At 73.7% G+C, this 12,106-nt stretch carries 10 protein-coding genes; 2 read left to right on the forward strand and 8 right to left on the reverse strand.

Annotated elements, in window-relative coordinates; all coding sequences use genetic code 11:
* Positions 1–148: 148 nt before the first annotated feature.
* The 5 genes from IF45_RS0111400 to IF45_RS0111420 form a co-directional block, all read right to left on the reverse strand.
* Positions 149–1,489 (reverse strand): serine hydrolase domain-containing protein, encoded by a 1,341-nt coding sequence (locus tag IF45_RS0111400; protein WP_030307166.1) that lies wholly within the window; start codon positions 1,487–1,489, stop codon positions 149–151.
* 131 nt (positions 1,490–1,620) lie between these two features.
* Entirely contained in the window at positions 1,621–2,994 is a 1,374-nt protein-coding gene (locus IF45_RS0111405; RefSeq protein ID WP_030307168.1) for a sensor histidine kinase, read from the reverse strand.
* 18 nt (positions 2,995–3,012) lie between these two features.
* Positions 3,013–3,684 (reverse strand): response regulator transcription factor, encoded by a 672-nt coding sequence (locus IF45_RS0111410; protein WP_003951364.1) that lies wholly within the window; start codon positions 3,682–3,684, stop codon positions 3,013–3,015.
* Between the two features lie 285 nt (positions 3,685–3,969).
* A complete protein-coding gene (locus IF45_RS0111415; protein WP_030307169.1) occupies positions 3,970–5,964 on the reverse strand; it encodes an FtsX-like permease family protein in 1,995 nt (664 codons plus the stop codon).
* A complete protein-coding gene (locus IF45_RS0111420; RefSeq protein WP_003951366.1) occupies positions 5,964–6,710 on the reverse strand; it encodes an ABC transporter ATP-binding protein in 747 nt (248 codons plus the stop codon). Before IF45_RS0111420 ends, IF45_RS0111415 begins: the two co-directional genes overlap by 1 nt.
* 149 nt (positions 6,711–6,859) lie before the next feature.
* Between IF45_RS0111420 and IF45_RS0111425 the strand changes: the two genes are divergently transcribed.
* On the forward strand, positions 6,860–8,137 hold the full coding sequence (locus tag IF45_RS0111425; RefSeq protein WP_008407455.1) for a sensor histidine kinase: 1,278 nt from the start codon (positions 6,860–6,862) through the stop codon (positions 8,135–8,137).
* Positions 8,125–8,790, forward strand: coding sequence for a response regulator transcription factor (locus tag IF45_RS0111430; RefSeq protein ID WP_008407453.1), 666 nt, complete (start codon positions 8,125–8,127; stop codon positions 8,788–8,790). Before IF45_RS0111425 ends, IF45_RS0111430 begins: the two co-directional genes overlap by 13 nt.
* Positions 8,791–8,850: 60 nt before the next feature.
* Here the strand turns inward: IF45_RS0111430 and IF45_RS0111435 are convergent, their stop codons facing one another.
* The 3 genes from IF45_RS0111435 to IF45_RS0111445 are packed head-to-tail and all read right to left on the reverse strand — an operon-like array spanning position 8,851 to position 11,948.
* Positions 8,851–10,005 (reverse strand): glycosyltransferase family 4 protein, encoded by a 1,155-nt coding sequence (locus IF45_RS0111435; RefSeq protein ID WP_030307172.1) that lies wholly within the window; start codon positions 10,003–10,005, stop codon positions 8,851–8,853.
* 45 nt (positions 10,006–10,050) lie between these two features.
* A complete protein-coding gene (locus IF45_RS0111440) occupies positions 10,051–10,782 on the reverse strand; it encodes an FkbM family methyltransferase (RefSeq protein ID WP_030307174.1) in 732 nt (243 codons plus the stop codon).
* Complete coding sequence (locus IF45_RS0111445; protein ID WP_008407447.1) at positions 10,779–11,948, reverse strand: glycosyltransferase 87 family protein; 1,170 nt, start codon at positions 11,946–11,948, stop codon at positions 10,779–10,781. The genes IF45_RS0111440 and IF45_RS0111445 overlap by 4 nt, the downstream gene beginning before the upstream one ends.
* Between the last annotated feature and the right edge of the window lie 158 nt (positions 11,949–12,106).

Below are 12,106 nucleotides of genomic sequence, written 5' to 3' on the forward strand. Positions count from 1 at the left end.
GGGAGGGCAGGGCAGGGTGCCGGAAGCCGACGGGAACGTCGGAAGAGGAAGAAGAAGAGAAGAAGAGAAGAGGAGAAGAGGCCGGACGGCGGACGCCGGGCGTCGGCGCGCGGGCGCCCCGTCCAGGGCGGCCGCGGAGAGGGAGCGGCTACGGAGCGGCGGTCCGCCGGGCGGCGCGGCCGCCGAGCTGCATGAGGTGGATCTCGCCCGAGGCACGGTCCGTGACGAACCGGCCGGTGTAGGGGGCGACGTCGGTGTCGGTCCGACGCGCGGTGAAGGTCAGGTCCTCGTGGACCGTCAGGTCGGCGACGAGGCCGGTGGCGTCGGTCAGGACCGGCACGCCGCTCTCGGCGGTGCGCACGCGGAACACCGTGTCGCCGTTGCGGTAGTCGCCGTCGAGCCGGCCGGGACCGGCGGTCAGCGGCGGCGTGGTGGCGGCGAGGGGACGGTGGTCGCCGACGGGAACGCCCCGCTCACGCAGGGCGTCGACCAGTTCGGCCCACATCGCGGTGCCGGTGGTGGCGTTGGTGGTCAGCGCCACCACCGTGCCGTCGGCGGGCCGGAACCGCAGGTGGGCGGTGCCGCCGTCGACCGTGCCGTCGTGGCCCAGCCACACCCCGTCCGGCGAGGCGTGGTGGGCCAGGCCCAGGCCCCAGGCGTCGGCCATGCCGAAGGCGTCGGCCGCGGGCGTCCGGGCGCACATCTCGGTGCGCTGCTCCTCGGGGAGCAGCTCCGCCGCGTCCGGGTGGGTGCCCAGGAGCAGGGTGGCGAGGGCGGCCAGGTCGTCCGCGCTGCCGGCCAGTCCGCCCGCCGGGGCCCAACTGGGCGGCAGGAAGAGGCCGACGGGCGTGGCCGAGCGGTTCTCGCCGGGGCGGACCGTGTGGCACTGGGCGAGGGCCCGCTGCCCGCCGGGCGCGTCGTGCACGAAGACCGGGTCGATGCCGAGCGGGCGCAGCACCAGGTTGGCGAGGGCCGCCTGCCATTTCATGTCGGTGACGGCTTCGACGGTGCGGCCGAGGATGTTGTATCCGGAATTCGCGTAGGAGAAGCACGATCCGGGCCGGTGCAGTGTGCGGGTGGCCGCCGAAACACTCGCCGTGTAACGGGCCAGAGAAGTCTCCGCCACGTCGTCCGTCTCGTGGTCGGCCACCAGTCCGCCGGTGTGGCTCAACAGGTGCCGCAGGGTGATCTCGGAGAACGCCTCGTCCACCGCGTTGTCGAATTCCGCCACGTAATCCGCGACGGGGTCGTCCCATTCGAGTTCGCCGTCGGCGACCAGCTGTCCGACAAGAGTCGCGGTGAACGCCTTGGTCACCGAGCCCAGCGCGAAAGCCGTTTCCGTGGTGACCGGATCGGCGACGCCGGTCCTTCTCACTCCGGTGGCCAGCGACAGGCTCCGGCCCGCCCGGAGGACGGTGAGCTGTGCTCCAGGGATCGCGTGCGCACGGGTGAGCGTGCGCAGCAGATCCTCCGCCAGGTCCGCTTCCAAGATTCCCCCCTTGTCGAACTCCGCCGGTACGGCTACCCGTACCCCGAGGGGTGCGGCTAGCCGTACCACCCCATCTTCGATCACCTGTTCGTTGAACGGCAAGAGCTTTCGGTGTGCGGAAAGAGGGCAGCTCAGAGGGGGTGCAGCGACCACGGGAGGGTGGCGGTCACTGTCGTGGGGCCACCCGGTGGACTACTGACGTCCAGCCGGCCGTTGAGTGCGGCGGCCCGGTCGTCCAGCCCGCGCAGTCCCGTTCCGCCCGAGAGGGAGGCGCCGCCCGTGCCGTTGTCGGTCACCGAGACGGCCAGGTGGTTCTCGTGCTCCTCCAGCGTGACGCGGATACGGGTGGCGCGGGCGTGCTTCACGGTGTTGGCCAGGCATTCGGCCACGATGTAGTAAGCGGTCGCTTCCACCCGCACATCGGGGCGCCGCCCGAGACCGCTGTCCACTTCCACGGGAACGTGAAATCGCTCGGTCAAGGCGGTCACGGCGGCCTCCAGGCCACGGTCGCTGAGAATGGGCGGCTGAACTCCCCGGACGAGATCGCGAATATCGTCCAGCGCCTTTCCTATTTCCGTGTGCGTTTCCTCGATCACGTACCGCAGATGCCCGGCATCTTCTCCGTGCCGGTGTTTCGCGAGTGAGAGATGCATGAGAATGACGGCCAGCCGTGCCTGCGCCCCGTCGTGCAGATCGCGTTCCAGGCGGCGGTAGTCGGCGTCGTTGACCCGCAGCGCGGCGATGCGCCGGCGCTCCGCGGCCTCCTCGCGGCGGTGCGCCTCCGCCTCGTCGATGCGGCTCAGGATGGAACGCACCATCCGGGCCCGCAGCCGGCCCATCCAGAGCAGCAGCCCCATCAGCACCGTGAAGAGCGCGGCGGCGGCCAGCGCCACCGTCACCCGGGTCACGGGGCCCGACACCGTCAGCGTGTTGCCTGGGCCGAAGGCCAACTGCTCGGGCGGGCCCAGCGGCAGCGTCACCACGAAGACCACCACGGGCACCGCCAGCGCGGCCAGCGGCAGCAGCCACACCGTGCCGAGCAGCAGCAGGCCGACGTAGCGGATGTCGTCCCAGCCCGCCCGGGGCCGTTCCTCCGGCTCCGTCTTGGCCGTCGGCCGCAGCGGGTCGGACTGGCCGTTGTCACCGACGACCGAGTGGGCGAGCAGCCGCTCCAGGTCGGCGACCGCCCGCAGCAGCGGCAGGCTGAACGAGAGCCCCTCGTTCAGCACCGCCATCCGGGCCGGCAGCTGCCGCAGCACCTCCCGCATCGGGCTGTCCCGCCCGGGGGAGCCGGGTGCCCGCCCGCCCGCGCGCCACCGGCCCACCGCCGACCCGGCGCGGACGCACAGGAGGACCGCCTTGGGTACGGCGACCAGCGGCAGCCACGAGGCGAGGCGCAGCACCAGTGAGAGGAGGAGCAGCGGGGCCAGCAGCAGCCCCACCAGGCTGCCGATGGAAAGGTAGATGAGGCCGGCCGCCACCCGGTAGGAGGTCGAGAACTTCACCGGAGCACCCACCGCACGTCATTCGGATCTGTCGTGGAGTCTTTCGATTCCCCGCAGGTAGTTCAGGACGGCCAGCACCCGCCTGTGGTTCTCGCCCGAGTTGGCGATGCGCAGCTTTCCCAGGATCGAGGTCACGTGCTTCTCCACCGCGCGCTCGGATATACCGAGGCGGTTGACGATTCCGCTGTTCGTCAGTCCGGTCGCCATGAGTTCCAGTACCTGGCGTTCTCGGGGGGTGAGCAATTCCGTCGCGTGTTTCTCGCGCGGACTTCCCACGAACTGCTTGAAGATGTCCGAGTCCAGCACGGTCTCGCCCTGACGGACCCGGTGCAGAGCGGAGAGGAACTCCGCGAAATCGCCCACCCGTTGCTTGAGCAGGTAACCCGTACCTGCCGGTGCCTCACGCACCAGTTCCTCGGCGTACGTGGGCTCCACGTACTGCGAGAGGAGCAGGACGGCCGTGCCGGTGTCCATCCGCTGGATCTCGACGGCGGCGCGAATGCCTTCGTCGGTGTGGGTCGGCGGCATCCGGACATCCATGATGACCACGTGCGGCCGGCACTTCCGCACCACTTCCACAATCTCCGTCGTGTCGCCCAGCGAAGCGATGACGTCAATGCCCTCGTCCGCGAGCAGCCTCGCCATTCCCGCGCGCAGGAGCGCGGAATCCTCAGCGATCGCGACGCGCATGGAGACTCCCGCTAGTTAGGACTGTGCCCGGCAACTGGCGGACGGATGCCACCGAATGGTGCAGGGAAAGTGGTGTGGGGCTGTCAGCATAGGCGCGCCACGCCGGATACCGCTACGTGGGACAGCGGTGACCACGGAGCGGATGGCGCGCGGATGTGCCCCGGCGCGGTCAGGACGTCAGGCCCCGCCGGGACTTCCCGAAACCCCGGTGCGGTGCCACGGCACCCGGTGCGCCGGGGCGCGAACCGGGCGCCGCGCGCACCGCACGAGGTGAGGCGGCACCCGTTACTGACGCGTGGCCGTCGAGGCGGTGCTGACCCGCCGCAGGAGCCGCCCGGTCGCGGCGAGGCTCACCACCACGCCCACCAGGACGCAGGCCGCCACGAGCGTGCCGAGCATTCCCCAGGGCACGCTCAGCGGAGCCCCGCCGCCGAAGACGCTCAGCGAACCCTGGTAGGCGCGGACGCCCCACGCCACCACCGCCGCCGCGATCAGCGTCCCCAGCGTCGTGGTCGCCAGGGTCTCCCACAGCGCCATCCGCCGGACCTGGCCCGCGCTGACGCCGATCATCCGCATCCCCGTGATCTCCCGGCCACGCCTGCTGTAGGACATGACCAGGGTGCTCGCCACCGCGATCAGCGCGTACAGCGAGGCGGGCACGGTCAGGACGGCCAGCACCAGGTTGTTCAGCCGGTCCTGGTCGGTCGCGCTCCGGCCGAACCACGTCTCGGTCGGCAGCACCCGCACCCGGTCGGCGCCGAGCCGCTCGGTGAGCCGGGCGGCGGCCGCCCCGGCGGAGGCGGCGTCCCGCTCGTCGAGCAGCACCGCCGCCCGCTCCGGGGCCGGCGCGGGGGTGGCCCCCCGGGTGTCCGGGGGCAGTACCACCGAGGGCACCGCCGAGCCGCCGTCCAGCACCGCCGCCACCTTCGCCCGCACCGGCTCGCCGCCGAACAGGCCGTAGGTGACCGTGGAGCCCGCCCGGTGCCCGTACCACTCGGCGAACTCCCGCGAGATCGCCACCGTGCCCGGCTCCAGCGGCTTCAGGGAGCCGTCCACCACGGTGATCCGGTGCGTACGGGAGAGCGCCACCGGGTCGGCCAGCGCCGCCTGCTCCTTCCACGCCGAGTGCGGTCCCGCCACCGCGATCTCCAGCGGCGCCGGGGCCGACACCGCGGCCACCCGCGGGTCCTCGCGCAGCCGGTCCACCGCCTCCCGGTCCAGCGAGCCGCCGTCCCCGGCGGGCTCGACCACGAGCTGGGCGGTGGTCCGCGCCCGGTCGTCCGCCGAGGTCGCCGCGCCCGTGGTGGAGAGCACCGTGGTGAAGACCCCGACGATCGCGAGGATCGCCAGCACCGGCCCGACCAGCGACGCGGTCCGCCGCCGGGAGGTACGTACCGACTCCGCCGCCAGCCGCCCCGCCACCGGGTCCGCCCAGCGCAGCGGCAGCGCCATCACCCGCAGCAGCGGCGGCAGGTAGAGCGGCCCCAGCAGGGTGGCCGCGACAGCCAGCGCCATCGTGCCGAAGAGCGCCAGTGGCGTCGCCGCCTCGGTGCCCGAACCCGGTGCGAGGGCCACCATCACCGCACCGCCGAGCAGGGCCAGCACGCCGGTCACGGCCCGCCCCGCGGTCATCGTGCGCGAGTCCAGGTCCGCCTCGCGCAGCGCCTCCGTCGGCCGCACCCGCGCGGCCCGCTTCGAGGCGGCCAGCATGCCCAGCACGGCGATGACCAGACCGCTGCCGGCCGCGAACACCAGCGGCCACAGCAGCGGGCCCGGCCGCAGGTCGACGGGGGAGAGCCCGGTCCCGTTCAGCGCCTCCACGGCGAGCGGCGCCGTTACCGCCGCCACCGCGCAGCCGGCCACCGCGGCCGGCACCGCCACCGCCAGGGACTCACCGAGCACCATCCGGCGCACCTGGCCCCCGCCCGCGCCCACCAGCCGGAGCAGCCCCATGTCGCGGCGGCGCAGCGCGATGCCGAAGGCGCACGTCCCGGCGATGACGAAGACCGTCACGAACGCCGACACCACCCCCGCCATCGCCAGCACGCTCTGCACGCCGCCCATGTCGAGGTCGCCGCTGGAGAGGGTACGGGCCGCGCCGGTGCCGTCCTTCAGGGTCACCGACGGGGTGGAGCCGTCCGGCGTCGCGTCCACCGCCCAGGTCGCCGCGAGCGCGGAGGCCGAGACGCCGATCAGCGCGACGCCGAGCGCGAGCGCGACGAAGGTGCCCGCGAACAGGGCCCAGTAGTGGCGCACCGACTGCACCGAGATGCGCCACATCACCGCTCCCACAGGCTGAGCTGCCGGGCGACCGCCTCGGCCGTCGGGTGGTCGAGCCTGCCGACGACCTGGCCGTCGGAGAGGAACACCACCCGGTCCGCGCAGGCGGCGGCGGCCGGGTCGTGGGTGACCATCGCCACGGTGCGCCCGGCCCGGTCGACCGTGTCGCGCAGCAGCTCCATGATCTGCCGCCCGCTCTTGCGGTCCAGGGAGCCGGTCGGCTCGTCGGCGAAGACGATCTCCGGCTCGGCCACCAGGGTCCGCGCGATCGCCACCCGCTGCTGCTGGCCGCCGGAGAGCTGGGCGGGCCGCCGCCCCGCCTTGTCCTCCAGCCCCACCTGGCGCAGCGCCTCCATGACCCGCTCCCGGCGCACCCGTCCGCGCTGCAGCCGCAGCGGCAGTGCCACGTTCTCGTACACGGTCAGCATGGGCAGCAGGTTGAACTGCTGGAAGACGAAGCCGATGCGGCTGCGGCGCACCACGGTCAGCTCGCGTTCGCCGCAGGCCGCCAGGTCGGTCTCACCGAGCAGGACCTTGCCGGTGTCGGGCTTGTCGAGCCCCGCCGCGCAGTTCAGCAGCGTGGTCTTGCCCGAACCGGAAGGACCCATCACCGCGGTCAGTGCCCGTTGCGGAAAGCCCAGGCTGACCTCGCGCAGCACGGGGACGGGACCCGCCGAGCTGGGATAGCTCTTGGAGACGGCCGCGAGCTGGACGGCGGGGAGCTGAATGTCGGTGAGCAGTGGCATGGTCCCAGTCCAGCAGAGACGACGGCTCGGGGCAGTGGGTCTGCGGCGAGTGTCGGAGGGAGGGTTTTCCCTACCGTCGGCGTACGCCTCCGGGCCGTTAGAGTTCCCGGTGCACACACCCGCACCACGGCTCCGGAGGGACCCGCACCATGACCGTCGCCGTCTGGGAGGCCATGCGACGGCGCCCCGTACGCTTCCTGTTCGGCGCCTGGCCCCTGCGCTCCTGGGCCTTCCTGCTGAGCGGCCTGGTCGTGGGCCCCGTGGTGCTGTTCGTGTGCGCCGCCCTGCTGCTGGTCGGTGTGGGCCTGTCGGTGGTGGGCGTCGGGCTGCTGGTCCTGCTGACCCTGGCCGTCGTGGGCATACCCGTCGCGGCCCTGGAGCGGCGCAGGCTGCGGCTGGTCGAGCCGGAACCGCTGCTCGACCCGCACGGCTCGCTGCCCGGGACGAGCGCCCTGCCGTGGCTGCGCACCCGGCTGCGGGAGCGGGCGACCTGGCGGGAGCTGGCCTACACGGTGCTGCTGGGGGTCGTCTTCACCGCGACGGGGATCGGCTTCGCCGCGCTGCTGGGGCTGTCGCTGATTCTCACGGCGACGCCCGTCATCGTCTGGGCGATCGCCCCCGACACGGTGATGCTGGTGCCCGGGCAGCCCCTCTCCGACCCCGTCGCGGCCCTGCCCGGCAGCGCCGCCGGGCTGGTCGGCCTCGTGGTCTCGGCGTACGCGGGCGGGCTGCTCGCCGGGGCCCAGGTGCGGACGGCCCAGTTCCTGCTCGCCGCCCGCGACGAGGACTTCAGCAGCCGGGTCATCGAACTCACCCGTTCCCGGGCCCGGTTGGTCGACGCCTTCGAGGCCGAGCGGCGCCGCATCGAACGCGACCTGCACGACGGCGCCCAACAGCAGCTCGTCGCACTCACCATGACGCTGGGCCTCGCCGAACTGGAGCTGCGCGGCCAGGACTCGGGCGCGGCCCCTCTCGTCAGCCGGGCCAGGGACGAGGCCCGCCAGGCCCTGGACCAGCTGCGTTCCCTGGTACGCGGCATCCACCCGCAGGTCCTCACCGACCACGGGCTGCCCGCCGCGGTCGCCGAACTCGCCCTGCGCAACCCCGTTCCCGTCACCGTCGACCTGGACCTGCCGCACCGGCTGCCGTCCGCCGTGGAGACGACCGCGTACTTCACCGTCACGGAGGCGCTGACCAACGCCTCCAAGCACAGCGGCGCCGACCAGGTGTCCGTCGTGGGGAGGCTGCGGGACGACACCCTCGTCCTGCTCGTCACCGACGACGGCCACGGCGGCGCCGATCCCGAGGCCGGCGCCGGTCTGCAAGGATTGGCGGACCGGGTGGCCATTCTGAAAGGCAGGCTCATCGTGACCAGTCCCGTCGGCGGTCCCACGCAGCTCCGGGTGGAGGTGCCGTGCTCCGTGTAGTGCTGGCGGAGGACGCCGTCCTGCTCCGCGCCGGACTGGTCGAACTGCTCTCCCGGGTCGGCCACGAGGTGACCGCCGCCGTCGGCGACGCCGAGGAGCTGGCCCGCGCGGTCGCGGCCGACCGTCCCGACGTGGTCATCACCGACGTGCGGATGCCGCCCGGCTTCCGTGACGAAGGACTGCGCGCCGCCCTGGAACTGCGCCGCGCGGACCCTTCCCTGCCGGTGCTGGTGCTCTCCCAGTACGTCGCCACCGCCTACGCCACCCAGTTGCTCAGCGGCTCCCCGGCCGCGGGCGGCCTCGGCTATCTCCTCAAGGACCGGGTCGGGGAGGTCACCGATTTCCTCGACGCCCTCGACCGGGTCGCCTCCGGGCAGACCGTGATCGACCCGGAGGTGGTGCGGGTGCTGCTGCAGCAGGGCACCGCCGACAAGCCGCTCCAGCGGCTCACCCCGCGCGAGCGGGAGGTGCTCGCGGTGATGGCGGAGGGCCTCAACAACCAGGCCATCGCCCAGCGGCTCACCATCACCGAGGCGTCGGTGGTCAAGCACGCCAGCAGCATCTTCATGAAGCTGGAGCTGGACCCGGCCGAGGGCAACCGGCGCGTTCTCGCGGTCCTCGCCCACCTCCGCCGCCAGGACCCCGCCGCCTGAGCCCCCGTGGGCCGTGCCTTCCCGGCCCGGTGGCCCACCGGGCCGGGAAGGCACGGCTAATCACTCCGAGGCGCGGCTCGGCAGCCGTTCCGTGCCGGGGGTCAGCAGCTGGTTGAGGCGGTCCGCCGACCGGTCCCAGGACCAGTGGTCCTCCACCCAGTTCCGCCCGGCCTGCCCCATGGTGGCGGCCCGCACCGGATCGACGAGGACCCCCGTGACGGCGTCCGCGACGGCGACCGGGTCGCTGCCGTCGACGACCGTGCCCGTCTCCCCGTCCAGCACCGTGTCCGGCGCGCCCCCCGAGTCGCCGACGACGACGGGCAGGCCGCTGGCGGCCGCCTCCAGGAAGACGATGCCCAGCCCCTCCGCCTCCAGCCCCGCCTTGCGGGTCCGGCACGGCATGGCGAAGGCGTCGGCGGCCGCGTAGTAGGCGGTGGTCGACGCGTGGTCCAGGCCCCCGGCGAAGACGACGTGGCCGTCCCCGTACCGGTCCGCCAGCTTCCGCAGCCGCTCCTGGTCCGGGCCCTGGCCCACGATGAGCAGCGCCGCGTCGGGCACCGTGTGGCGGATGCGGGGCAGCGCCCGTATCAGCGTGTCCTGGCCTTTGCGTGTCACCAGCCGGGAGACGCACAGGACGACCTTGCGGCCCACCAGCCCGTGATGTTCGCGCACCTGCCGGCCCTGGCCGGGCGCGGGCCGGAACTCCGCCGCGTCCACCCCCGGCACCAGCCGGGCGAGCCGGGCGCGCGGCCCGAGGGCGGGCGCGATGCGCCGCCGGGTGTACTCGCCCAGGTAGGTGACGACGTCGACGTTCTCCCCTATACGCCGCATCACCTGGCGTGCCCCGGGGGTGCGGGCCCACCAGATCTCGTGGCCGTGCGTGGTGGCGACCAGGCGGCGCAGCCCGCCGCGCCGCAGCGCGGGGGCCATCGCGGCGAGCGGCGCCGCCGCCCCGAACCAGGCCCGGTCACAGCCGTGTTCACGGGCGATCCGCAGGACCTGACGGGTGACACGGGGGGTGGGCAGCAGCATCCGGCTGGGATCCCTGATCACCGGGAAGGGCAGCGTGGCGTCGTAGGCGGCAGCGCCCGGTTCGGAGGAGGTGTAGACGACCACGTCGTTGCCGGGGACGCGTGTCGCCATGGCGTGCACGAACGTCTCGATGCCGCCTTGGCGCGGCGGGAAGTCGTTGGTGACGATCAGGGTGGTGTTCATGGGTGGTCGCTGCCTCACGGGGTGACGGGGTGGGGGACGGGGCGGTCAGGCGGTGAAGAGGTAGTTGCGGCAGTCCTCGGTGATCCAGGGGGCGGGTACCCAGCGGCCGTGCTGTTTGCGGTGCGCGCGGTAGCCGTAACTCCCCAGGTGGCTCAGGACCTCGGCCGGGTCGCCTCCGTACTTCGTGAGGTGCCGCCGCTCGATCTCCAGGAGCAGCGTGGGCCGGTGGCGCCGCAGCGTGGCCGAGCCGCCGCGCAGCACGGCCAGTTCGGCGCCCTCCACGTCGGCCTTGAGGAAGGAGAGCTTCTCCAGCCCTATGTCCCGGACCAGCTGGTCGAGCGTCCGCACGGGGGTGCGCACCGAACGGGCCCTACGGAACTCCGCGTTGGGGCCGGGGCCACGGCTGCCCTCCACCAGGTACGCCCGGCCGTGCACCGGCAGGCCCCGGCGGACCGGCAGGCTCAGCGTGCCGTGCCCGGTGCGGTCGCCGATCGCCGTGCGGTGAACCGTCACGTTGCGGGCGCCGAGCAGCCGGGCGGTGGTACGCAGCCAGCCACTGGGCCCGGGCAGCGGCTCCACGCTGTGCACCTGTCCGGTGGGCCCGGCGAGCGCCGACAGCATCCAGGTGTAGAGCCCGTACTCGGCCCCGATGTCCAGACAGGCCGCGCCGGGCCGCACCCAGGCGCCGAGCCCCTCCACCTCGTCCTCCACGAACGGCAGCCTGCGCGCGCCCCAGCCCAGCGAGGCCGCCACCGCCGCCGTACGCCGCGCGCTCACCGGTCACCGCCGACCAGGACGGGGCGGGCCGCGGACCCGGCCGCCACGACGCGGCTCCTGGCGGGGGCCACCCGTGAGGGCGCCTCGGCCAGCCGGGCCCACACGCTGAGGAGGACCGGCAGCGCCAGGTAGCCGAACCGGCCCGCCGGAGCCAGCAGGAAGGCCGTGCAGAGCCCCACCGCCAGCCGGTCGGCGGCCGGGACCAGGCCGGCCGGCGGCCGGACCCACAGCGAGACGGCGACGGCCACCCCGCCCGCCGCCAGCAGGGTCATCGCCGCGTACCAGCCGAACGGGCCGAGGTCGGCCAGGAGCCGGCCGGGCAGCGGACTGGCCGCCGGGGTCTCCCACTCACCCCGCCCGGTGGGAAAGGCGAAGACCTGCTCGACCAGGGGGCCCGGCGCCAGCAGGGCGCTGGGGAGGACGGCCAGCACTGTCCCGGCCACCGCGACCCCCGTACCGCGCAGGGCGGCACCGAGCCCCGCGCGATGGGCGAGGAGAGCCGCGACGACGGCGAGGGCGGGCCATGCCGTCCACTTCAGGGAGCAGGCCAGCGCCAGGGCGAGCCCGGCGGCCACCGGACGGTGCCGGGCGGCCAGTGCCAGGGCCAGGCAGAGCAGGCCGGTGAGCGGGAGGTCGACACCGCTGACGGCGAGCGGCAGCGCCACCACCGGCGAGGCGATCAGCGCGGCACCGACGAGCTGCCCGGTGCCCCGGCCGCCGAGGACGCGGCCCGCCGCCCAGAGGCAGCCGAGGAAGGCCGCCGCACACCAGAGCCGCGCGTCCCCGAGGTACCGCAGCGGTTCCCAGCCGTCGGCCACCACCGCCCCCGGCAGCCCGAACAGCGCCATGCCGGGCAGGTACGGGGTGACCTCCACGACGGCCTGCGGATCGGCCAGGTACGGCGTGCCCTGACGTACGGTCAGCAGCCCGGCGCGCTCGACCACGCCGACCTCGCTCTGCGCCCCGCCGGTCAGCACGAGCACCACGAGGGGCACGAGGACGGCCCCGATCCCGGCGATCCACACCGAGACGGCCCGTCCGAGCGAGCGCCAGGAGAGGACCGCCACGGCCGCGCAGAGATACCCGACGCAGGCGCTCGCGCCCCAGACGCGATGCGGCCCGAGCGAGGAGACCACGGGGAACGCGGCGGCCCAGACCGCGGCCACGAGCCATCCGCAGCACCACAACTTCCGGCTTTCCAAGGACTGTTGTACCCGGTGAGTCAGCACCAGACCATTGCAGCCAACTCCCCGCCCCAGGTCATGACAGCCAGGTCGAGACCTTGTGGTGGGGTTTTCCCCACCATGGGAGACGGGCAGGCCGT

The organism is Streptomyces albidoflavus (assembly GCF_000719955.1).
GTDB classification, from domain to species: domain Bacteria; phylum Actinomycetota; class Actinomycetes; order Streptomycetales; family Streptomycetaceae; genus Streptomyces; species Streptomyces albidoflavus.